Origin of the sequence: Pseudomonas benzenivorans, from assembly GCF_024397895.1 — a bacterium.
Lineage (GTDB): Bacteria > Pseudomonadota > Gammaproteobacteria > Pseudomonadales > Pseudomonadaceae > Aquipseudomonas > Aquipseudomonas benzenivorans_A.
Genome location: NZ_CP073346.1, coordinates 2,823,624 through 2,844,795, shown reverse-complemented (window position 1 = coordinate 2,844,795; position 21,172 = coordinate 2,823,624). Strand labels below are relative to the sequence as shown.

19 protein-coding genes are annotated in these 21,172 nt (G+C 65.4%); 5 read left to right on the top strand and 14 right to left on the bottom strand.

Features of this window, described 5'->3' with window-relative positions; translation table 11 throughout:
- Positions 1–72 precede the first annotated feature (72 nt).
- The 7 genes from KDW96_RS13250 to KDW96_RS13220 form a co-directional block, all read right to left on the bottom strand.
- Positions 73–954 (bottom strand): ABC transporter permease subunit, encoded by an 882-nt coding sequence (locus KDW96_RS13250; protein ID WP_255840524.1) that lies wholly within the window; start codon positions 952–954, stop codon positions 73–75.
- Between the two features lie 26 nt (positions 955–980).
- Positions 981–2,123, bottom strand: coding sequence for an ABC transporter ATP-binding protein (locus KDW96_RS13245; protein ID WP_255836722.1), 1,143 nt, complete (start codon positions 2,121–2,123; stop codon positions 981–983).
- Positions 2,124–2,175: 52 nt separating this feature from the next.
- Positions 2,176–3,270: a polyamine ABC transporter substrate-binding protein gene (locus KDW96_RS13240; RefSeq protein ID WP_255836721.1), complete on the bottom strand. Its 1,095-nt coding sequence runs from the start codon at positions 3,268–3,270 to the stop codon at positions 2,176–2,178.
- A 266-nt stretch (positions 3,271–3,536) separates the two neighbouring features.
- Positions 3,537–4,631, bottom strand: coding sequence for a polyamine ABC transporter substrate-binding protein (locus KDW96_RS13235; protein WP_255836720.1), 1,095 nt, complete (start codon positions 4,629–4,631; stop codon positions 3,537–3,539).
- Positions 4,632–4,793: 162 nt separating this feature from the next.
- Positions 4,794–6,167 (bottom strand): aspartate aminotransferase family protein, encoded by a 1,374-nt coding sequence (locus tag KDW96_RS13230; protein ID WP_255836719.1) that lies wholly within the window; start codon positions 6,165–6,167, stop codon positions 4,794–4,796.
- 57 nt (positions 6,168–6,224) lie between these two features.
- On the bottom strand, positions 6,225–7,583 hold the full coding sequence (locus KDW96_RS13225; protein ID WP_255836718.1) for a glutamine synthetase family protein: 1,359 nt from the start codon (positions 7,581–7,583) through the stop codon (positions 6,225–6,227).
- A gap of 43 nt (positions 7,584–7,626) precedes the next feature.
- A complete protein-coding gene (locus tag KDW96_RS13220; RefSeq protein WP_255836717.1) occupies positions 7,627–8,379 on the bottom strand; it encodes a gamma-glutamyl-gamma-aminobutyrate hydrolase family protein in 753 nt (250 codons plus the stop codon).
- Positions 8,380–8,655: 276 nt separating this feature from the next.
- Between KDW96_RS13220 and KDW96_RS13215 the strand changes: the two genes are divergently transcribed.
- The 5 genes from KDW96_RS13215 to aguA all read left to right on the top strand — a co-directional run bounded on the left by KDW96_RS13215 (position 8,656) and on the right by aguA (position 14,301).
- The gene (locus KDW96_RS13215; RefSeq protein ID WP_255836716.1) at positions 8,656–10,035 is read left to right on the top strand and encodes a glutamine synthetase family protein; all 1,380 of its coding nucleotides are present in this window, start codon (positions 8,656–8,658) and stop codon (positions 10,033–10,035) included.
- A 156-nt stretch (positions 10,036–10,191) separates the two neighbouring features.
- On the top strand, positions 10,192–11,250 hold the full coding sequence (locus tag KDW96_RS13210) for a polyamine ABC transporter substrate-binding protein (protein WP_255836715.1): 1,059 nt from the start codon (positions 10,192–10,194) through the stop codon (positions 11,248–11,250).
- A gap of 87 nt (positions 11,251–11,337) precedes the next feature.
- Entirely contained in the window at positions 11,338–11,985 is a 648-nt protein-coding gene (locus tag KDW96_RS13205; protein ID WP_255836714.1) for a TetR/AcrR family transcriptional regulator, read from the top strand.
- A gap of 229 nt (positions 11,986–12,214) precedes the next feature.
- Complete coding sequence (gene aguB / locus KDW96_RS13200; protein WP_255836713.1) at positions 12,215–13,093, top strand: N-carbamoylputrescine amidase; 879 nt, start codon at positions 12,215–12,217, stop codon at positions 13,091–13,093.
- Between the two features lie 101 nt (positions 13,094–13,194).
- Positions 13,195–14,301 (top strand): agmatine deiminase, encoded by a 1,107-nt coding sequence (aguA, locus tag KDW96_RS13195; protein ID WP_255836712.1) that lies wholly within the window; start codon positions 13,195–13,197, stop codon positions 14,299–14,301.
- Between the two features lie 35 nt (positions 14,302–14,336).
- Here aguA and KDW96_RS13190 read toward each other — a convergent pair whose 3' ends face one another.
- The 7 genes from KDW96_RS13190 to KDW96_RS13160 all read right to left on the bottom strand — a co-directional run bounded on the left by KDW96_RS13190 (position 14,337) and on the right by KDW96_RS13160 (position 21,084).
- Positions 14,337–16,061 (bottom strand): SulP family inorganic anion transporter, encoded by a 1,725-nt coding sequence (locus KDW96_RS13190; RefSeq protein WP_255836711.1) that lies wholly within the window; start codon positions 16,059–16,061, stop codon positions 14,337–14,339.
- A complete protein-coding gene (locus tag KDW96_RS13185; RefSeq protein ID WP_255836710.1) occupies positions 16,058–16,924 on the bottom strand; it encodes an MBL fold metallo-hydrolase in 867 nt (288 codons plus the stop codon). Before KDW96_RS13185 ends, KDW96_RS13190 begins: the two co-directional genes overlap by 4 nt.
- A 58-nt stretch (positions 16,925–16,982) precedes the next feature.
- Positions 16,983–17,402, bottom strand: a complete 420-nt coding sequence (locus KDW96_RS13180) for a DUF6691 family protein (protein WP_255836709.1) — start codon at positions 17,400–17,402, stop codon at positions 16,983–16,985.
- 2 nt (positions 17,403–17,404) lie between these two features.
- Entirely contained in the window at positions 17,405–17,836 is a 432-nt protein-coding gene (locus KDW96_RS13175; RefSeq protein ID WP_255836708.1) for a YeeE/YedE family protein, read from the bottom strand.
- Complete coding sequence (locus KDW96_RS13170) at positions 17,833–18,159, bottom strand: ArsR/SmtB family transcription factor (protein WP_255836707.1); 327 nt, start codon at positions 18,157–18,159, stop codon at positions 17,833–17,835. The genes KDW96_RS13175 and KDW96_RS13170 overlap by 4 nt, the downstream gene beginning before the upstream one ends.
- 212 nt (positions 18,160–18,371) lie before the next feature.
- On the bottom strand, positions 18,372–19,634 hold the full coding sequence (locus tag KDW96_RS13165) for an OprD family porin (protein WP_255836705.1): 1,263 nt from the start codon (positions 19,632–19,634) through the stop codon (positions 18,372–18,374).
- A 478-nt stretch (positions 19,635–20,112) separates the two neighbouring features.
- Entirely contained in the window at positions 20,113–21,084 is a 972-nt protein-coding gene (locus KDW96_RS13160; protein ID WP_255836704.1) for a GGDEF domain-containing protein, read from the bottom strand.
- Positions 21,085–21,172 lie beyond the last annotated feature (88 nt).

The following is a 21,172-nucleotide window of genomic DNA, read 5'->3' as shown; positions in this document are numbered from 1 at the left end:
CCTCCATTTCCTTGGCTCGGCCCTGACGGGAGAGCCGGTTGAACAGGCTGCTTGGCGCAATGCGAGGGATCGTCATGCTCTGCCCTCCATTTCCTTGGCTTGGTTACGGTTGAACAGGATGATCGGAATGATCAGCACCGCCAGCATCACCACCGCCAGGGAGGCTGCCACCGGCCAGTCGCGGTTGTTGAAGAACTCCTGCCACAGCACCTTGCCGATCATCAGGGTCTCCGGTCCGCCGAGCAGCTCGGGGATGACGAACTCACCGACCGAGGGGATGAACACCAGCATGCAGCCGGCGATGATGCCGTTCTTCGACAGCGGCACGGTGATCTTCCAGAAGCTGTTGAAGTTGCTCGAACCGAGGTCGGCCGCCGCCTCCAGCAGGCTCTGGTCGTGCTTCACCAGGTTGGCGTAGAGCGGCAGGATCATGAACGGCAGGTAGGAGTAGACGATACCGATGTACACCGCGACGTTGGTGTTGAGGATGCGCACCGGCGAGTCGATCACCCCCAGGGTCAGCAGGAAGCTGTTGAGCAGACCGTTGCTGCTGAGGATGCCCATCCAGGCATAGACGCGGATCAGGATCGCCGTCCAGGTCGGCATCATGATCAGCAGCAGGAAAACCGTCTGCATCTCCTTGGGCGCCCGGGCAATGGCGTAGGCCATCGGATAGCCGATCAGCAGGCACAGCAGGGTGCTGAAGAAGGCGATCTGCAGCGAACCGAGGTAGGCCGACAGGTACAGGTCGTCCTCGCTGAGGAAGATGTAGTTGCCCAGGTTGAGCACCAGCGACAGCTGGCCGTCGGCCCAGGTGTAGATCTCCGTGTACGGCGGGATGGCCAGGTCGGCTTCGGCAAAGCTGATCTTCAGCACGATGATGAAGGGCAGCAGGAAGAACAGGAACAGCCAGACGAAGGGCACGCCGATGACGAAGTGCCGGCCCTTGGGCAGCCGGCGACCGATGCTTCGGGAAATGTTCATGAGCGCAACACCACCCCGCTGTCGTCCTCCCACCAGACGAAGACCTCGTCGTCCCAGGTCGGCCGCGCGTTACGGCGCTCGGCGTTGGCGACGAAGGACTGGACGATCTTGCCGCTGGGCAGCTTGACGTGGAACACCGAGTGACCGCCCAGGTAGGCGATGTCGTGCACGCTGCCGTGGGACCAGTTGTACTCGCCCTCGGGTCGCTCGGTGGTGACCAGCAGCTTCTCCGGACGAATGGCGTAGGTGATGCTCTTGTCCTGCACCGAGGTGCTGACCCCGTGGCCGACGAAGATGTTGCGATCCAGGTCCGGGCTGTCGATCAGCGCGTGCCCCTCCATGTCCTCGACCACCTGGCCGTCGAACAGGTTGACGTTGCCGATGAACTCGCAGACCTGGCGGCTGATCGGCGTCTCGTAGACATCCACCGGGCTGCCGACCTGCTCGATGCAGCCCAGGTGCATGATGGCGATGCGCTGGGCCATGGTCATGGCTTCTTCCTGGTCATGGGTGACCATCACGCAGGTCACGCCGACCCGCTCGATGATCTCCACCAGCTCCAGCTGCATCTGCGAACGCAGCTTCTTGTCGAGGGCGCCCATCGGCTCGTCGAGCAACAGCACCTTGGGGCTCTTGGCCAGGGAACGGGCCAGGGCCACGCGCTGGCGCTGGCCACCGGACAGCTGGTGCGGCTTGCGCCTGGCGTACTGGGTCATCTGCACCAGCTTGAGCATCTCGTCGACGCGGGCCTCGATCTCGGCCCTGCCCATGCGGTCCTGCTTGAGACCGAAGGCGATGTTGTCGGCCACGCTCATGTGCGGAAACAGGGCGTAGGACTGGAACATCATGTTGATCGGCCGCTCGTAGGGCGGCATGTCGGTGATGTCCTGGCCGTCGAGGAAGATGCGCCCGTCGCTGGGCCGCTCGAAGCCGGCGAGCATGCGCAGCAGGGTGGACTTGCCCGAGCCGGAGCCGCCGAGCAGGGCGAAGATCTCGCCCTTGTTGATGGTCAGCGAGACGTCGTCGACGGCGACCGTCTCGTCGAACTTCTTGGTCACCCGATCGATCTTGACCAGCACCTCTTTGGGCTGCTGATCGCCCTCGAGGATCTTCTTGTAGGCACTAGAAGCGACTGCCATTACCAAAACTCCCGGAAAGAAGCGTCCAACCCCTGCGGCCGGACGTTTGAAATTATTGGCCCGATTTGACCTTGGTCCAGCTACGGGTCATCAGCCTTTGCACCTTGGTCGGCAACTCCGCCGAGATAAACAACCTGTCCAAAACCGCTTGCGGCGGGTACACCCGCTCGTCGTCGCGCACCGCCGGATCCATCAGCTCAGCGGCCTTGGGATTGGGGTTGGCGTAGCCGACGTAGTCGCTGACCCCGGCGATCACCGCCGGCTCCAGCAGGAAATTGATGAAGGCATGGGCCTCCCGCACATTGCTCGCATCGGCAGGGATGGCCAGCATGTCGAACCACAGGTTGGCTCCCTCCTTGGGGATCGCGTAGCGGATCTGCACGCCCTTGCCCGCCTCTTCGGCGCGCGCGGCGGCCTGCAGCATGTCGCCGGAGAAACCGGCGGCCACGCAGATGTTGCCGTTGGCCAGGTCGCCGATGTACTTGGAGGAGTGGAAATAGGTGATGTAGGGGCGCACTTCCAGCAGCTTGGCCTCGGCCTTGGCATAGTCGTCGCGGTTGGTGCTGTTGGGGTCGAGGCCCAGGTAGTTGAGCACCGCCGGAATCATCTCGTCGGCCGAGTCGAGAAAGCTCACCCCGCACTTGGCGAGCTTCTGCATGTTCTGCGGCTCGAACAGCACCGCCCAGGAGTCGATGCGCTCGACGCCGAGCGCCGCCTTGACCTTCTCGACGTTGTAGCCGATGCCGTTGGTGCCCCAGAGATAAGGCACAGAGTACTGGTTGCCCGGATCGTTGTGCTGCAGCTGCTTGAGCAGCGCTGGATCGAGGTTGTCCCAGTTGGGCAGCTGACTGCGGTCGAGCTTCTGGAAGGCGCCGGCCTTGATCTGCTTGCCGAGAAAGTGGTTGGACGGTACCACCAGGTCGTAACCGGAGCGACCGGCCAGCAGCTTGCCTTCGAGGGTTTCGTTGGAGTCGAAGACGTCGTAGACCGGTTTGATCCCGCTGGCCTTCTCGAAGTCGGCGAGGGTGGTTTCGCCGATGTAGTCGCTCCAGTTGTAGATATGCACCGTTCCGGCGGCCTGGGCCAGGGGCGTCAGCCCGAGGATCAGGGCGCCGGCGGCGAGGGTCTTGCCGAAGGAAATTCGCATGCGTGTGTCCTCTTTCTTCATCGGCCGGCCCGCAAAAGGGCCGGCACTCTATCGGAAAAATTCGCGGCTGTTGAGCGGCCTAGCACCAGGCAACGCTGAAGCGCCGGCGGAGCCAGGCGATAGACAGTTCGACGCGCGAACACGCACCGACGATCAGCCCGGCCGGAACTCCGACCAGAAGCGTGGAAATACGCATACAAGCTCCCTTCTTATTGTTCGTGCCACCGGCGGGCTGCCCCGCCGGTAGCCGGTTGGCTTGGTGTGACTTAACGGCCCGACTTGACCTTGGTCCAGCTGCGGGTCATGGCGCGCTGCACCTTCGGGCTCAGTTCGGTGAAGGTGTAGAGCTTCTTCGAGGCTTCCTCGGTCGGGTAGATGCCCGGGTTGTTGCGGATCTCCTCGGAGACCAGCGCCGTGGCGGCGGCGTTGCCGTTCGGGTAGGCCACGTAGTCGGAGATCGGCGCGATCACTTCCGGGGTGAGGATGTAGTTGAGGAAGGTATAGGCCTGCTCGGTGTTCTTGGCGTCGGCCGGGATGGCCATCATGTCGAAGAAGGTGGCGGCGCCTTCCTTGGGGATGGCGTAGGCGACCGGCACGTCGTTCTTCGCCTCCTCGGCGCGGGCCTGGGCCTGGAACACGTCGCCGGACCAGCCGACGGCCACGCAGATGTTGCCGTTGGCCAGGTCGGAGATGTACTTGGAGGAGTGGAAGTAGGTGATGTAAGGACGCACCTTCAGCAGCAACTCTTCAGCGGCCTTGACGTCGGCCGGGCTCTTGGCGATCGGGTCCTTGCCCAGGTAGTGCAGCGCCGCGGCGTAGATCTCTTCCGGCGCATCGAGCATGGCGACGCCGCAGGACTGCAGCTTCTCCATGTTCTCCGGGTTGAACACCGTGCCCCAGGAATCGAGCTTGTCCACGCCCAGCGCAGCCTTGACCTTGGCCGGGTTGTAGCCGATGCCGGTAGTGCCCCACAGGTAGGGGAAGGCGTACTGGTTGCCCGGGTCGGCGGCTTCCAGGGCTTTCATCAGGTCGCCATTGAGGTTCTTCCAGTTCGGCAGCTTGGACCTGTCCAGCGGCTGGAACACGCCGGCCTTGATCTGCTTGGCGAGGAACTGGTTGGACGGCACCACCACGTCGTAGCCCGAACCGCCGGAAAGCAGCTTGGCTTCCAGGGTCTCGTTGCTGTCGAAAACGTCGTAGACCACCTTGATGCCGGTTTCCTTCTCGAAGTTGGCCAGCGTGTCTTCGGCGATGTAGTCCGACCAGTTGTAGACGTGCAGCACTTTGTCCTCGGCCTGGGCGGCACCGGCTACGGCGCCCGCCAGGGACAGGGCGAGAAGGGTTTTGCCGAATCTTTTCATGCGTACAGCTCCTGTTGTCGTAGAAGTATTCCGGAAGGTGGCGCAGCCTCACTGCACCACCTCCCGGTGAGCCTGGCCAACGCACGGATGCAGTCTGGCAAGGTCCTGGCACTTTTTACAACTTTCAGGCCTAAGGCTCCGAAAGCGCTGACAGCGTCCTGCTCAGTTCAGTACCGCCTTGGCCGTCAAATCGAGGCACAGACGGGCCTTCTCCACCAACTCGTCGATCTCCGCCTTGCTGATCACCAGGGGCGGCGAAATGATCATGGTGTCGCCGACGGCGCGCATGATCAGCCCGTTGTTGAAGCAATGGCCGCGGCAGATCATGCCCACGCCCACCTCGCCCGGGAAGCGCGCGCGGGTCGCCTTGTCCTGCACCAGTTCGATGGCCCCCAGCAGGCCGACGCCGCGTACTTCGCCCACCAGCGGGTGGTCGGCCAGCTCACGCAGGCGTTTCTGCAAATAGGGTGCCGTCTCCTCCTTGACCCGCTCGACGATCTTCTCCTCGCGCAGGATGCGGATATTCTCCAGGGCCACCGCGGCGCCCACCGGATGCCCGGAGTAGGTGAAGCCGTGGTTGAAGTCGCCGCCCTGGTTGAGCACCTCGACGATCTCGTCGCGCACGATCAGCCCGCCCATGGGCACATAGCCGGAGGTCAGGCCCTTGGCGATGGTCATCATGTCCGGGGCGTTGCCGTAGTAGTCGCTGCCGAACCATTCGCCGGTGCGACCGAAACCGCAGATGACCTCGTCGGCGACGAACAGAATGTCGTACTTGGCGAGGATCTCGCGAATCTTCGGCCAGTAGCTGTCCGGCGGCACGATCACCCCACCGGCGCCCTGGATCGGCTCGGCAATGAAGGCGCCGACGTTGTCCTCGCCGACCTCCAGGATTTTCTGCTCCAGCTGCTCGGCGGCCCAGATACCGAATTCGTCAGGGCTCATGTCGCCGCCCTCGCCGAACCAGTATGGCTGGGGGATGTGCTCGATGCCCGGGATCGGCAGGTCGCCCTGCTCGTGCATGAACTTCATGCCGCCCAGGCTGGCGCCGGCGACGGTGGAACCGTGGTAGCCGTTGATGCGGCCGATGATGACCTTCTTGCTCGGCTTGCCCTTGACCGCCCAGTAATGGCGGACCATGCGCAGCATGGTGTCGTTGCCCTCGGAGCCGGAACCGGTGAAGAACACATGGTTCATGCCTGCGGGGGCGATCTCGGCGATGGCCTTGGCCAGCTCCAGCACCGGCGGGTGGGCCGTCATGAAGAAGGTGTTGTAGAACGGCAGCTCGCGCATTTGCGCAGCCGCCGCCTGGACCAGCTCCTCGCGCCCGTATCCAACCGCCACGCACCACAGGCCGGCCATGCCGTCGAGGATCTTGTTGCCCTCGCTGTCCCACAGGTACACGCCCGCGGCCCTGGTGATGATGCGCGGGCCGACCTCCGCCAGCTGCTTGAAGTCGCTGAAGGGGGCCAGGTGATGATCGCGGCTCATGGCCTGCCATTCACGGGTTTTCGGGTTGTTGACGGGATTGCTCATAGCTACCTCAAATTGCATGCATTGATTGGGGGCCGGCCGAAGCCGGCCCCCGCTCACTCAGACCGACAGCAGCAGGAACTCGCGCTCCCAGGAGCTGATCACCCGCTTGAAGTTCTCGTGCTCGGCGCGCTTGACCGCGACGTAGCCGCTGATGAACTTGTCGCCCAGGTACTCCTTCACGGTCTCGCAGACCTCCATGCGCTCCAGCGCCGCCTCCAGGGTCAACGGCAGGCGCAGGTTGCGCCGCTCGTAGCCCCGCCCCACCACCGGCGCGCTTGGCTCGATGCGCTCGACCATGCCGATGTAGCCGCACAGCAAACTGGCGGCCAGGGCCAGATAGGGATTGGCGTCGGCGCCGGCCAGGCGGTTTTCCACCCGGCGGTTCTGCGGGCTGGAGTCCGGCACGCGCAGGCCGACGGTGCGATTCTCCTCGCCCCACTCGACGTTCACCGGCGCCGAGGTGTCCGGCAGGAAGCGGCGGAACGAGTTGACGTTCGGCGCGAACAGCGGCAGCACCTCGGGGATGAACTTCTGCAGGCCGCCGATGTGATGGAGGAACAGTTCACTCATCGAGCCGTCGTCGTTGGAGAAGATGTTCCGCCCGGTCTCCAGGTCGACGATGCTCTGGTGCAGGTGCATGGCGCTGCCGGGCTCATCGGTGATCGGCTTGGCCATAAAGGTCGCCGCCACGTCGTGCTTGAGCGCCGCCTCGCGCATGGTGCGCTTGAACACCAGGATCTGGTCGGCCAGCTGCAGGGCGTCGCCGTGACGGAAGTTGATCTCCATCTGCGCCGGGCCTTCCTCATGGATCAGGGTGTCCAGGTCCAGGCCCTGCAGCTCGCACCAGTCGTACATGTCTTCGAACAGCGGATCGAATTCGTTGGCGGCGTCAATGGAGAACGACTGGCGCCCGGTTTCCGGGCGGCCCGAGCGGCCCAGCGGTGCCTGCAGCGGGAAGTCCGGGTCTTCGCAGCGCTTGGTCAGGTAGAACTCCATCTCCGGCGCGACAATCGGCTTCCAGCCCCGGTCGGCGTAGAGTTTCAGGACCTTCTTCAGCAGGTTGCGCGGCGACAGCTCGATCGGGTTGCCCTGCTTGTCGTAGGTGTCGTGGATCACCTGGGCGGTCGGCTCGATGGCCCAGGGCACCAGGAATACCGCGTTCTCGTCCGGCCGGCAGACCATGTCGATGTCGGCCGGATCGAGCAACTCGTAGTAGACGTCGTCCTCGACATAGTCGCCGGTGACAGTCTGCAGCAACACGCTCTCGGGCAAGCGCATGCCCTTCTCGTCGAGAAACTTGTTGGTCGGCGAGATCTTGCCGCGGGCAATCCCGGTAAGATCGCTGACCAGGCATTCGACTTCGGTGATTTTGCGTTCTTTCAGCCAGCTCGAAAGCTGGTCCAATTTGGTGCTCATAGAGACCTCAGGGTTGAAAAGAGCCGATTCCTTTATAGCCGGCTCAGCGTTGCCCCGCCCTCTTCCTGCAAGCCTCACCAAAGGCCTGGAAGATGGCGAGATAATTCGGGTTGGATCCTACCTGCCACTCGGGGTGCCATTGCACCCCGAGGGCGAAGCTCGGCGCACCTTCGACGGAGAAGGCTTCGACCAACCCGTCGGGCGCCAGTGCCTCTACGCGAAGGCCGGGCGCCAGACGTTCAACGCCCTGGCCATGAATGGAGTTGACCTGGATCTCGCGCGGCAAGCCGAGGCCGGCGAGCACGCCGCCCGGCTGCACCTGCAGCGCATGGCTTGGCGCATACTGCACCTCGAGCGGCTGCTCCTGCGGCTCGCGGTGGTCCAGCATGCCGGCGACCTCATGCACCTTCTGGTGCAGGCTGCCGCCAAAGGCCACGTTCATTTCCTGGAAGCCGCGGCAGATGCCCAGCAGCGGAATACCGGCATCGATGGCCCGGCGGATCAGCGGCAACGTGGTCTGATCCCGGGCCGGATCGTGCTGAGTGCCGACACTGCTCGGCGGGCCACTATAATGATGGGGCTCGACATTCGACGGCGAGCCGGTGAACAGCAGACCGTGCAGATTATCGAGCAGGGTCGGCTGGTCGATCAGCTCGCCCAGCGCCGGAATGATCAGTGGCAGACCACCGGCTCCGACAACCACGGCGCGAACATATTTATCGCCGGTTATATGGTAGGGATGCGGACCGATCTGCTTGGTACAGGCGGTTACGCCGATCAACGGCAGGCGCGACATAGAACACCCGTCTTATTGCTGTTATGGGTTTGAGCGGAGCTTAGCCTTGTTCATTTTTTTACACAATAGTCATGTAAAAAATTGAACACACCTGGCTGAGCACCACGCCTGCGCTGGCCGCGCCCCGGCTCAGGCTGCCCTGAAACGCCCTGAAAATGGCCACAGAGCCCTTTTGCGGGGCACGTTGCGCCTCTCTTGACAGAGAATGGTGTTTAGGATTGACTCACGGTCGTGCAGTCGCATGATTGATATTTTTAACAAAAAAGGTGTTGCATCATGTCGGTACCCCCGCGTGCCGTTCAGCTTAATGAAGCGAACGCGTTCCTTAAGGAACATCCTGAGGTCCAGTTCGTCGACCTTCTCATTGCAGATATGAATGGCGTGGTGCGCGGCAAGCGCATCGAACGTGCCAGCCTCCACAAGGTGTACGAGAAAGGCATCAACCTGCCGGCCTCCCTGTTCGCCCTGGATATCAACGGCTCCACGGTGGAAAGCACCGGCCTGGGCCTGGATATCGGCGACGCCGACCGTATCTGTTTCCCCATCCCCAATACCCTGTGCAACGAGCCTTGGCAGAAGCGACCCACCGCGCAACTGCTGATGACCATGCACGAGCTGGACGGCGCCCCCTTCTTCGCCGACCCGCGGGAGGTATTGCGCCAGGTGGTGCAGAAGTTCGACGAACTAGGCCTGACCATCTGCGCCGCCTTCGAACTGGAGTTCTACCTGATCGATCAGGAGAACGTGAACGGCCGTCCGCAGCCGCCACGCTCGCCGATCTCCGGCAAGCGCCCGCATTCCACCCAGGTCTACCTGATCGACGACCTCGACGAATACGTCGACTGTCTGCAGGACATGCTCGAAGCAGCCAAGGAGCAGGCCCTGCCGGCAGACGCCATCGTCAAGGAAAGCGCCCCGGCGCAGTTCGAGGTCAACCTGCATCACACCAACGATGCACTCAAGGCCTGCGACTATGCGCTGCTGCTCAAGCGCCTGATCAAGAACATCGCCTACGACCACGAGATGGACTCGACCTTCATGGCCAAGCCCTACCCGGGCCAGGCCGGCAACGGTCTGCACGTGCACATCTCGCTCCTCGACAAGAAGACCGGCCAGAACATCTTCACCTCCGAGGACCCGCTGCAGAGCGACGTGCTGCGTCACGCCATCGGCGGCATCCTCGACACCATGCCGGCGTCGATGGCCTTCCTCTGCCCGAACGTCAACTCCTACCGCCGCTTCGGCGCGCAGTTCTACGTGCCGAACGCGCCGAGCTGGGGCCTGGACAACCGCACCGTGGCGGTGCGCGTGCCGACCGGCAGCGCCGATGCGGTGCGCATCGAACACCGGGTCGCCGGTGCCGATGCCAACCCCTACCTGATGATGGCGGCGATCCTCTCCGGCATTCACCACGGCATGACCAACAAGATCGAGCCGGGCGAGCCGATCGAGGGCAACTCCTACGAGCAGCTGGAACAGAGCCTGCCGAACAACCTGCGCGATGCGTTGCGCGAGCTGGACGACAGCGAAGTGCTCAACCAGTACATCAGCCCCGACTACATCGACATCTTCGTCGCCTGCAAGGAAGCCGAGCTGGAGGAGTTCGAGACCACCATCTCCGACCTCGAGTACAACTGGTACCTGCACACCGTGTAAGCAACACCCCCGACGCCGGCCTTGAGCCGGCGTCGCTCTATTCAGCCAAGCCTGGCCGTACGCGCGCAACACCGGCAGCGCGCACCAGACTTGCGCCTGCAGCACTCGACGGCCGCGCCGGATGGCGCGCTCCACCATGCCGACAGGGAGACTCCCATGCCCCGCTTGCTCGCTTCGCTGCTGCTCAGCCTGACACCCCTGCTGGCCTGCGCCGAGGACGTCATCCGCGTCTACAACTGGAACGACTACATCGCCCCCCAGGTGCTGGAACGGTTCAGCGCCGACACCGGCATCCGCGTCGAGTACCGCACCTTCAGCACCGCCGAGGAGATGCACGCGGCCCTCGCTGGCAACGAAGCCATTGACGTCCTGGTGCCGACCCACAGCGACCTGCCCCAGCTGATCGCCCAGAACCTGCTGCAACCTTTGGACTTTCAGCGCCTGCCCAACCGCACGCACCTGGACAAGGAACTGCTGAGCAAGCTGGCGGCGGTCGATCCCGGCAACCGCCATGCGCTGCCCTACCTATGGGGCGCGGTCGGCCTGGCGATCAACACGCCGCAGGCCGAGGCGGCGTTCGGCGGCCCCCTGCCGGACAGCTGGAGCCTGCTGTTCGATGCCGAACAGAGCGCGCGCCTGGCAACCTGCGGCATCAGCGTGCTGGATGCACCGGACGAGACCCTGTCGCTGCTGCTCAATTACCAGGGCCGCAACCTGGCCCGCAGCGCACCGAGCCGCATCGAGCGCGCCGCCAGCGTGCTCGATGGCCTGCGCCCCAACCTGCGCTACGTCGACAGCGAACGCTACATCGACGACCTCAACCAGGGCCACCTGTGCGTCGCCATGGCCTGGGTGGGCGACGCCCTCGCCGCCGCCGATGCCGGCCAGCCGGTGCGCTTCCTGGTGCCCGACGAAGGCTCGGTGCTGTTTATCGACAACCTGGCGATCCCGCGCAGCGCCCTCCGCCCCGATCTGGCGCACCGCTTCATCGATTACCTGATGCGTCCCGAGGTCGCCGCGCTGATCACCGAAGAGGTCCTCTACCCCAACGGCAACGCCGACGCGCAGGCGTTCCTCGACGAAAGCCTGCGCAACCACCCCGGCCTGTACCCGGACCGGGACACCAAACGTCGCCTGTATGCCCTGGAAACCATGCCGCAGAAGCACGGTGTGGTCCGCGACCGGGTCTGGGCCCAGTTCCGCGGCGGCGACTGACTCGCCGGCCGGGCGCAAGTCCCGGTTGGCTTGCGTCCGGGACGACGGCTGACGTCCAATAGGCCATCCCCTGCCGAGATGACCGTCATGCCGCGCCCCAGCACCGCCCGCAAACCCCGCGCCAGCAGCCAGGCCCGCATCGCCGTGATCCTCACCGCGGCCCGCGAACTGCTCGCCGAGCAGGGCGTGGCCAGCCTGTCGATCTACAGCGTGGCCGAGCGCGCGGCGATTCCGCCGTCCTCGGTGTACCACTTCTTCGCCAGCGTGCCGTCGTTGCTCGAAGCCCTGACCGCGGACATTCACGCCGCCTTCCGCGCCAGCCTGCAACAGCCGGTGGCGCACGCCGAGCTGCGCGACTGGCGCGACCTCTCGCGCACCGTCGAACTGCGCATGCTGGCGATCTATGCCAACGACGCCGCCGCCCGCCAGCTGATCCTCGCCCAGCACGGCCTGGCCGAGGTGACCCAGGCCGACCGCCAGCACGACATCGAACTGGGCCAGCTGATGCAGGCACTGTTCGCCCGGCACTTCCGCCTGCCGCCATTGCCGACGGATATCGATGTCTTCGCCCTGGCCATGGAGCTGGGCGATCGCGTCTATGCCCGCTCGGTGCAGCTGCACGGCCACATCAGCCCGCGCCTGGCCGAGGAAGGCATGCGCGTGTTCGACGCCTACCTGGGCCTGTACCTGCCGCCCTGCCTGCCGAAACGGGACGCGCCGCTGTCGCCCGAGTGACGGCCGCCCTGCCCGACCCGGTTTCCAGCCACAGCGGTGCCCGCCTCTCGACGCATAAAGACAGATAACTATCGGCATTTTCGTCGATAAATATCTCCATTAAGATAAAAAAAGCTTCTAAAGCCGATTTTTATCGACTATAAAGTCGACAGCCGCTCGGCCGCCATCGACCCGCCGAGGGGCCTCCGCATTCGTTTGTTCGCCGCTTATCGTTTTGAAGAGGTGTTCCATGTCCCGCATCGTCACCGTCGCCGCCACCCAGATGGCCTGTTCCTGGGATCGCGCCGCCAATATCGCCAACGCCGAGAAGCTGGTGCGCCAGGCCGCCGCCCAGGGCGCGCAGATCATCCTGATCCAGGAATTGTTCGAGACCCCGTACTTCTGCCAGAAGCCCAACCCGGACTACCTGCAGCTGGCCACCACGGTCGAGGCCAACGCAGCCATCGCGCACTTCCAGAAAGTCGCCAAGGAACTGCAGGTGGTGCTGCCGATCAGCTTCTTCGAGCTGGCCGGGCGCGCCCGCTACAACAGCATCGCGATCATCGACGCCGACGGCGAGAACCTCGGCGTCTATCGCAAGAGCCATATCCCGGACGGCCCTGGCTACCACGAGAAGTACTACTTCAACCCGGGCGACACCGGCTTCAAGGTGTGGAACACCCGCTACGCCAAGATCGGCGTGGGTATCTGCTGGGACCAGTGGTTCCCCGAGTGCGCACGCAGCATGGCCCTGCTCGGTGCCGAGGTCCTGTTCTACCCGACCGCCATCGGCAGCGAACCCCATGACCCGAGCATCAGCTCGCGCGACCACTGGCAGCGCGTGCAGCAGGGCCACGCCGGCGCCAACCTGATGCCGCTGGTGGCGAGCAACCGCATCGGCCGCGAGGACCAGGACGGCTACCACATCACCTTCTACGGCTCCTCCTTCATCGCCGACCCGTTCGGGCAGAAGGTCGAGGAACTGAACGAGACCGAGGAAGGCGTGCTGGTGCACCAGTTCGACCTCGACCAGCTGGAGCACATCCGCAGCGCCTGGGGCAGCTTCCGCGATCGCCGGCCGAACCTCTACGGCCCGGTGAAGACCCTCGACGGCGTGCTGGAGTCCTGATATCGCGCCTCGCCAAACGAACGCCCCGGCTGTCACAGCGGCGCCGGGGCAGGTAGGCTTCCGTAACGCACAACCCAGCCGCACTTGAGCAGGTAACCCCGATGACCAACCTGAACAGCACCCCACGCGCCGACGGTTTCCGCATGCCGGCCGAGTGGGAACCCCACAGCCAGACCTGGATGGTCTGGCCGCAGCGTCCGGACAACTGGCGCCTGGGCGGCAAGCCGGCCCAGGCTGCCTTCACCGCGGTGGCCAAGGCCATCGCCGAGTTCGAGCCGGTGACCGTCTGCGTCAGCGCCGAGCAGTACGAGAACGCCCGCGCCCGCCTGGACCACGGGAATATCCGTGTGGTCGAGATCAGCACGGACGACGCCTGGGTGCGCGACACCGGGCCGACCTTCGTCTGCAACGGCCTGGGCGAGGTGCGCGGCGTGGACTGGACCTTCAATGCCTGGGGCGGCCTGGACGGCGGCCTGTACGCCAGCTGGGTGCGCGACGACCAGGTGGCCAGCAAGATCCTCGAGATCGAGCGCTGCGCGCGCTACCGCACCGAGGGCTTCGTCCTCGAGGGTGGCTCCTTCCATGTCGACGGTGAAGGCACCCTGATCACCACCGAGGAATGCCTGCTCAACCGCAACCGCAACCCGCACCTGGGCCGCGAGGCGATCGAGCAGGTGCTGCGCGAGCACCTGGCCATCGACACCGTGATCTGGCTGCCCGACGGCCTGTTCAACGACGAAACCGACGGCCACGTCGACAATTTCTGCTGCTACGTGCGTCCGGGCGAGGTGCTGCTGGCCTGGACCGACGACCCGCAGAACCCCAACTACCCGCGCTGCCAGGCGGCCATGAAGGTGCTGGAAGCCGCGCGCGACGCCAGGGGCCGCCAGTTGATCGTGCACAAGATGCCTATTCCCGGGCCGCTGCATGCCACCGAGGAGGAGTGCGCCGGGGTCGACCTGGTCGCCGGCAGCCAGGAGCGCAGCCCCGACGTGCGCCTGGCCGGCTCCTACGTCAACTTCCTGATCGTCAATGGCGGCATCATCGCGCCGAGCTTCGACGACCCACTGGACGAACAGGCCCGCACCATCCTGCAGGCGCTGTTCCCCGAACACCGGGTGGTGATGGTGCCGGGTCGGGAAATCCTCCTGGGTGGCGGCAATATCCACTGCATCACCCAGCAGCAGCCCGCGCCGCAAACCCTCTGAACCCCGCCGGGTCGGGCGGCAGCCCGCCGCCCGAGCTAGGCCGTCTGCTGCAGGGCCCGGCGGGTGCTGTCCGGGTCCAGGGCGCAGAGCGCTTCATACTGGCTGGTGAACACTTCGCCGCCGAAGCGCTGGAGAAAATCCGAGCGCTTGAGCTGGTCCATCACCGGCCCCTTCACTTCCGACAGGTGCAGCTGCACCCCGGCGCTGTGCAGGCGCTCGGCGATGGCCTCCAGGCTCTCCAGAGCGCTCGCATCGATCAGGTTGACCCCCGAACACATCAGCACCAGGTGCCGCACCTCGGGTCGCGCAACGATCAGCTCGCCGACCCGCTCCTCCAGAAAGCGCGCGTTGGGGAAGTACAGGCTCTCATCCACCCGCAATGACAGCACGCTGGCGCTCTGTACCACGCTGAACCGCAAGATGTTGCGAAAGTGCTCGCTGCCCGGCAGCTGACCGACCACCGCCATATGGGGCCGGCTGGTGCGCCAGAGGAACAGCAGCAGCGACAGGCCGACGCCAAGCAGAATGCCGACCTCGACCCCGAGCAGCAGCACTCCCGCCAGGGTCACCGCCTGCGCCGCACCGTCCTGGCGGGAGTAGCGCCAGGTCTGCCGCAGCGCGCCGAGGTCGACCAGGCCCAGCACCGCCACGATGATCGCCGCCGCCAGCACCGCCTGGGGCAAGTCATGCAGCCAGGGCGTCAGCAGCAGCGCGCCGAGGGCAATGCCCACGGCGGTCAGTGCACCGGCCATGGGCGTCTGCGCCCCCGCCTCGAAATTGACCACCGAGCGGGCGAAACCGCCGGTCACCGGCATGCCGGCGCTGACCGCCGCCGCCAGGTTGGCCGCGCCGAGGCCGAGCAGCTCGCGATCCGGTGCGATGCGCTGGCGCCGCTTGGCCGCCAGGGTCTGCGCCACCGAGACCGACTCGACGAAGCCGATCAGGCTGATCAACGCCGCGGCCGGCAGCAGTTGCTGCATCAGCGTGAAATCCAGGGGCGGCAGCGCCAGCGTCGGCAAGCCCTGGGGGATCGTGCCGACCACGGCAACGCCGGCCTGCTCCAGCTGCAGGGCACCCACCAGCAGCACCGCAACCAGTATGGCCAGCGCCGGACCGGCCTTGGCCAGATTACCCGCCAGCGCCGGCGCGACGCCGAGGCCGGTCAGGCTACTTTTCAGGTGAGCACGCACCCACCAGAGAAACAGCAGGCTGCCGGCGCCGATCAGCAGGGTCGGCAGGTGCGTCGCCGGCAGACCCTCGAACAGCGCCGCAAGCAGCTCGGGCAGGGCCTGGCCCGTCGCCGGAACGCCGAGGATATGCTTGAGCTGGCCCACCGCGATGAGCAGGCCCGAGGCGCTGATGAAGCCGGAAATCACCGGGTGGCTGAGGAAGTTGGCGAGAAAGCCCAGGCGCAGCAGCGCCATGCCGAACAACAGCAAAGCCGACAACAGGGCCAGCAGCATGGCCGCGCCCAGGTACTCGGCGCTGCCCGGGGCATACAGCGGGGCAAGGGCCGCGGCGGTCATCAAGGACACCACCGCCACCGGGCCCACGGCCAGGGTGCGACTGGAGCCAAAGGCGGCGTAGGCCAGCAGCGGCAGGATGCTGGCGTAGAGCCCGGTCTGCGGCGGCAGCCCCGCCAGCATGGCGTAGGCCAGGCCCTGGGGGATCAGCATCAGGGTGACGATCAACGCGGCCAGGCCATCCTGGCCCGCCACCCGGCGGTCGTAGCCGCGCAGCCAGTCCGGACGCCACCTCATGACAGCAGATTCAGCGGGATTTTCAGGTAGCGGACGCCGTTGCCCTCGGCCGGTGGCAACTCGCCGCCGCGCATGTTGACCTGCACCGCCGGCAACATCAGCCTGGGCGTGGCCAGCTCGGCATCGCGGCCTTGGCGCATGGCGACGAAGCTGTCCTCGTCGATGCCTTCGCGCACATGCACGTTGTGCCGGCGCTGCTCGGCCACGCTCGTCTGGTACTGGTACTCGTCGCGGCCCGGGGCCTTGTAGTCGTGGCACAGGAACAGACGGGTGTCGTCGGGCAGCGCGAACAGCCGGTGAATCGAACGGTACAGGCTGCGCGCATCGCCGCCGGGAAAGTCACAGCGGGCGGTGCCGTAGTCCGGCATGAACAGGGTATCGCCGACGAAGGCGGCATCGCCGATCAGGTAGGTCATGCACGCCGGGGTATGCCCCGGCGTGTGCAGCGCCTGCGCGGCAATGGTGCCGACGCTGAAACGCTCGCCATCCTCGAACAGCCGGTCGAACTGACGGCCATCGGCGGCGAAGTCGCTGCCGGTGTTGAACAGCTTGGCGAAGGTCGCCTGCACCTCGGTGATACGCGCGCCGATGGCGAGCTGTCCGCCCAGCTCGGATTTGAGGACAGCCGCCGCGCTCAGGTGATCGGCGTGCACATGGGTTTCCAGCACCCACTCGACCCGCAGGCCCTGCTCGCGCACATGTTCGACCAGGCGCTCGGCGCCCTGCTGGGAGGTACGCCCGGCCGCGGCGTCGTAGTCCCATACGGCGTCGATGAGGGCGCAGCGCTTGCTGGCCGGGTCGCTGACTACATAGCTGTAGCTGGAAGTGGCCGGGTCGAAGAAGGCGGCTATTTCGGGTGACATAAACACTCCTTGGGCGACGGCCAGCATAACCGGCCGAGCGTCATGCTGCAGGGCCTGATCAGGCGCCGCGGCTGCGTTGCAGGACGGCGAACAGCGCCATGCCAACGAGCATGGCAAATACGAACAGCGCCATCTGCCAGTAGCCAGCCGCCAGGCCGACCAGCGCCGGCCCCGGGCAAATGCCGGCGATGCCCCAGCCGACCCCGAACAGCAGGCTGCCGCCGATCAGCTGGCGATCCAGCTCACGCTTGCCTGGCAGCTGCATGGCCGCGCCAAGCAGCGACTCACGGTGCCCCCTGGCCCAGGAAAAAGCCGGATACGCGACGCCGATGGCGCCGGCCATGACCAAGGCCAGGGACGGGTCCCAGGCCCCGGCGAGGTCGAGAAACGCGAGCACCTTGGCCGGGTTGGCCATGCCCGAAAGCAACAGACCGAAACCGAACAACAGGCCCGCCAGGAGCGCCGTCAGTTTGCGCATGCTCAAGCTCCCAGCAGATGACGGATGACATACACGGTGGCGAAGCCGCTGGCCATGAAGGCCAGGGTCGCCACCAGCGAGCGCGGCGACAGTCTGGACAGGCCGCACACGCCATGACCGCTGGTGCAGCCGGAGCCGTAGCGAGTGCCGAGGCCGACCAGCAGGCCAGCGATTGCCAGCCCCAGGCCATCGCTGGGGAACTGCAATCTGGGCAGCGTCGTGAACAGTCCCCAGAGCAGCGGCGCCGCCAGCAGCCCGGCGAGAAACAGCAGCTTCTCCGAGCGCCCCTCGCCGCCCTCCAGGGCAGCGCCGAGCATGCCGCTGATGCCGGCGATGCGCCCATTGAGCAGCATGAACAGACCGGCCGCCAGGCCTATCAACGCGCCGCCGGCCAAGGCCGTCCAGGGGGTGAAGTGCGCCCAATCGAGACTCATGTTGGCTGCTCCGCGCAGAACAGGCGGTACAGGGTGTCGATCACCGCCAGGGCCTCCGGGCTGCTGATTCGGTAGTGGATTTGCTTGCCCTCGCGGCGGGTGGCCACCAGGCCCTCGCGGCGCAGCACCGCCAACTGTTGCGACAGGGTCGGCTGCTGGATGCCCAGCTGGGCCTCGAGCTCGCTGACGTTGCGCTCGCCCTGGGCAAGCTGACAGAGCAGCAGCAGGCGATCGGGATTGGCCAGGGCCTTGAGCAGCTGTCCGGCGGCATCGGCGTTGGCGCGCAGCTGCTGGATATCCAGGGACGTTTCGGACGGATTCATTGGCCGCTCTCACTTAAGACAATAACAATATATTTTTTTATATATTGAAGAGCAACACTCTTCCCCTTCAGAGCATCCGTCCGCGACTCTGCCCACCAAGCAAGCCGAAACGCAGAAGCCCGCCAATTGGCGGGCTTCTGCGTACCTCGTCACGACCGAGCAGTCTGCAACTAACCGGTCATGTTTCTATCCCGTCACGCACGGAACAAGCCTTACAGCAAGGGCAGCGTGTAGCTGACGATCAGGCGATTCTCGTCGATGTCGTTGGCGAAGTTGGAGCGCACCGCGGCGTTGCGCCAGCGCACGCCGAGGTTCTTCAGCGCACCTGCCTGGAACACGTACATCAGCTCGGTATCGCGCTCCCACTCCTTGCCCTCGGAGCGATTGGCACCCAGCTCGACGTTGTCACCGGTCAGGTAGCGGGTCATGAAGGTCAGGCCGGGAACGCCGATGGAGGCGAAGTTGAAGTCGTAGCGCGCCTGCCAGGACTTCTCGTCCTTGTTGGCGAAGTCGCTGATCTGCACATAGTTGACCAGGTACGGGTCGGTGCCGTTGACGTAGGCATAGCCGGTGTCGCCGCTCATCTTCTGGTAGCCCAGGCCGAAGCTGTGGCCTGCCAGGCTGTAGGTGACCATCGCATTCAGCGCCTTGTTGTCGACGTTGCTGCGCGATCCGTCGTCGGTGGAGCGGGTGTAGCGCAGGTCGGTCTTCAGGCTCTGCTTGTCGGCGATCGGCAGCACGTGCACCAGGTTGAAGGAGTTCTGCTTGTACAGGTCCTCCAGCTCGGAGTGGTAGTAGGCCGCGGTCAGGTCCTGGCTGAGCTTGTAGCTGCCGCCGAGGAACTGGAAGGAATCGGTGGTGGTGCCACCGCTGGTGGTGATGCCGCGCCGGCCGCCGCTGGTGATGGCGATGTCCTCGAAGTCGCCGGAGTTGCGATGGTTGACTTCGCGCAGGTAGCCGCCGTCCAGGGTCAGCCCATCGATTTCCTGGGACAGCAGATGGCCGCCCTGGAACACCTGCGGGGTCAGGCGGCTGTCGCTGGAGGCGATGGCCATGTTCTTGAACTGCATGCTGCCGACGCGCAGGGTGCTCTTGGACGCCTTGACCTTGCCGGCGACGGCCAGGTCGGAGGAGTAGTCCTGGGATCCGCCCGAGCGGTCCGGAACCAGCAGGCCACTGCCCGCGGTGCCGTCACCGGAGTCCAGCTTGAAGCCGAGCATGCCGATGGCGTCGAGGCCGAAGCCCACGGTGCCTTCGGTATAGCCGGAGTCCAGGCGCAGGATGAAACCTTGCGCCCACTCTTCCTGCTTGGCCTGGCTGGGGGTCGGCCGAGAATCCTGGCGGAAGTCGCGGTTGAAGTAGAAGTTACGCGCTTCCAGGCTGGCCTTGCTGTCCTTGATGAACTCGGCCTGGGCCAGGGGGCTCAGGGACAGGGTGCCGGCGGCTATGGCCAGCGCCAGGGAGGTCTTATTCATTATGGTTTACTCCAGTGTGGTAGGGGTGACGCACCGGCCGGCGCAGGCTTCAGGGCGAAGAGACAGGCGCCGGTCGAATTCGGTCGCCACCGCCCCCGTCCGGACCGGCAGCCGCAGGGCTACCCGGGGCGCCGAAGGGGGGCGGGGCGCGTAGCTATCAGGGACGGACGACGAAGCGCGGAGCCTGGGCCTGAGGGGCGGGCCAGGGAGCGACGGAGCGGCGGCAGGTGAGGTTCATCGGCGCGGATCTCTTCGTTGTTATTCTGCGCCTGCCCAAGGGGCCGGCGTGGGTCTGAAGAGCCCTACGCAGGTACTGTGCCAATTTCGAAACTGTGACCGGGGGGAGCTCTGGGGCGCGGATCGGGCGGGCCCGCATGGCGCCTGCGGGGTCGATGAGCCGCGGCAGCTGGGCGGATTTCCGCCCAGCCTTAATCCGGCATCGGCGGATTTTCGCCACAAGCGGTCGGGCGTCCGCAGCCTAGCCGCGGACTATCTGGTTCTTGCCCTGGCGCTTGGCCACATACATGGCCGCGTCGGCGCGGGCAAACAGCGCATCCAGGCTCTGGTCATCAGGCTCCAGGCTGGTCAGCCCCTGGCTGACGGTGATGGCGAACGCCTTGCCCTGGTGACTGAAGCCCAGACGTTTGACCTCGCGCTGCAGGCGCTCGGCAATCTGCTGAGCCAGGGTCGGCTCGCAGCCGGGGAACAGCGCGGCGAACTCTTCCCCGCCGATACGCCCGAACAGGTCGCCACGGCGCAGGATGGAGGCCCCGCACTGGGCCAGGCGCTGCAGCACCTGGTCGCCCATCTGGTGACCGTAGCGGTCGTTGATCTGCTTGAAGTCGTCGATGTCCAGCAGCAGGAAGGCCAGCGGCGTGGCGAACTGGCGGGCGTGCTCGAACTCGCGCAAGGCACACTCGAAGAAGTGCCGGCGGTTGCTGCTCTGGGTCAACACATCGGTGGTGGCCAGACGATGCAGCTCGCCCTCCAGCTGCTTCTTCTCGGTGATGTCCTCGGCGATGCCGACGATGATGTGCGGATCGCCGGCCTCGCCCTCACGGCCGATGAAGCACTTGTCGTTGAGCCAGCGCAGCTGGCCGTCGCCACGGATGATGCGGTACTCGCGGGTCTCCACGGCGCCGGTTTCCAGCACCTTGGCCAGGCTGTCGGCGGCGTAGTCGAGGTCGTCCGGGTAGATGCTGTTGCGCCACTCCTGGTAGTCGGCCAGCAGCAGCGCGGCCGAGCGGCCGAAGATCCGCTCGTAGGCCGGGCTGACGTAGATCACCCGATGGTTGTACCAGTCGAGTGCCCAGAGCACGGCGTTGAGACTGTCCACCAGCGTACTGAACAGGTGCTCCCGCTCACGCAGCCGGGCTACCTCACCACGACAGTGGAGCAGCGCCAGCGTCAGTTCTTCCACCTCGGTCGAGGTGGGGTTGCGCTCGTCCATAAAACCGCCGTACCGATGAATGCCTGGGCGATACCCTCAGCATAGAGGCTCGCCACGGCACGCAACGAAAAAGCCCGCCGAACGGCGG

Excerpts from the sequence above, each read along its gene's own strand:
- KDW96_RS13245 (WP_255836722.1), bottom strand. The coding sequence starts at position 2,123 with ATGGCAGTCGCTTCTAGTGCCTACAAGAAGATCCTCGAGGGCGATCAG.
- KDW96_RS13240 (WP_255836721.1), bottom strand. The coding sequence starts at position 3,270 with ATGCGAATTTCCTTCGGCAAGACCCTCGCCGCCGGCGCCCTGATCCTC.
- KDW96_RS13235 (WP_255836720.1), bottom strand. The coding sequence starts at position 4,631 with ATGAAAAGATTCGGCAAAACCCTTCTCGCCCTGTCCCTGGCGGGCGCC.
- KDW96_RS13230 (WP_255836719.1), bottom strand. The coding sequence starts at position 6,167 with ATGAGCAATCCCGTCAACAACCCGAAAACCCGTGAATGGCAGGCCATG.
- KDW96_RS13225 (WP_255836718.1), bottom strand. The coding sequence starts at position 7,583 with ATGAGCACCAAATTGGACCAGCTTTCGAGCTGGCTGAAAGAACGCAAA.
- KDW96_RS13220 (WP_255836717.1), bottom strand. The coding sequence starts at position 8,379 with ATGTCGCGCCTGCCGTTGATCGGCGTAACCGCCTGTACCAAGCAGATC.
- KDW96_RS13215 (WP_255836716.1), top strand. The coding sequence starts at position 8,656 with ATGTCGGTACCCCCGCGTGCCGTTCAGCTTAATGAAGCGAACGCGTTC.
- KDW96_RS13210 (WP_255836715.1), top strand. The coding sequence starts at position 10,192 with ATGCCCCGCTTGCTCGCTTCGCTGCTGCTCAGCCTGACACCCCTGCTG.
- KDW96_RS13205 (WP_255836714.1), top strand. The coding sequence starts at position 11,338 with ATGCCGCGCCCCAGCACCGCCCGCAAACCCCGCGCCAGCAGCCAGGCC.
- aguB (WP_255836713.1), top strand. The coding sequence starts at position 12,215 with ATGTCCCGCATCGTCACCGTCGCCGCCACCCAGATGGCCTGTTCCTGG.
- aguA (WP_255836712.1), top strand. The coding sequence starts at position 13,195 with ATGACCAACCTGAACAGCACCCCACGCGCCGACGGTTTCCGCATGCCG.
- KDW96_RS13190 (WP_255836711.1), bottom strand. The coding sequence starts at position 16,061 with ATGAGGTGGCGTCCGGACTGGCTGCGCGGCTACGACCGCCGGGTGGCG.
- KDW96_RS13185 (WP_255836710.1), bottom strand. The coding sequence starts at position 16,924 with ATGTCACCCGAAATAGCCGCCTTCTTCGACCCGGCCACTTCCAGCTAC.
- KDW96_RS13180 (WP_255836709.1), bottom strand. The coding sequence starts at position 17,402 with ATGCGCAAACTGACGGCGCTCCTGGCGGGCCTGTTGTTCGGTTTCGGT.
- KDW96_RS13175 (WP_255836708.1), bottom strand. The coding sequence starts at position 17,836 with ATGAGTCTCGATTGGGCGCACTTCACCCCCTGGACGGCCTTGGCCGGC.
- KDW96_RS13170 (WP_255836707.1), bottom strand. The coding sequence starts at position 18,159 with ATGAATCCGTCCGAAACGTCCCTGGATATCCAGCAGCTGCGCGCCAAC.
- KDW96_RS13165 (WP_255836705.1), bottom strand. The coding sequence starts at position 19,634 with ATGAATAAGACCTCCCTGGCGCTGGCCATAGCCGCCGGCACCCTGTCC.
- KDW96_RS13160 (WP_255836704.1), bottom strand. The coding sequence starts at position 21,084 with ATGGACGAGCGCAACCCCACCTCGACCGAGGTGGAAGAACTGACGCTG.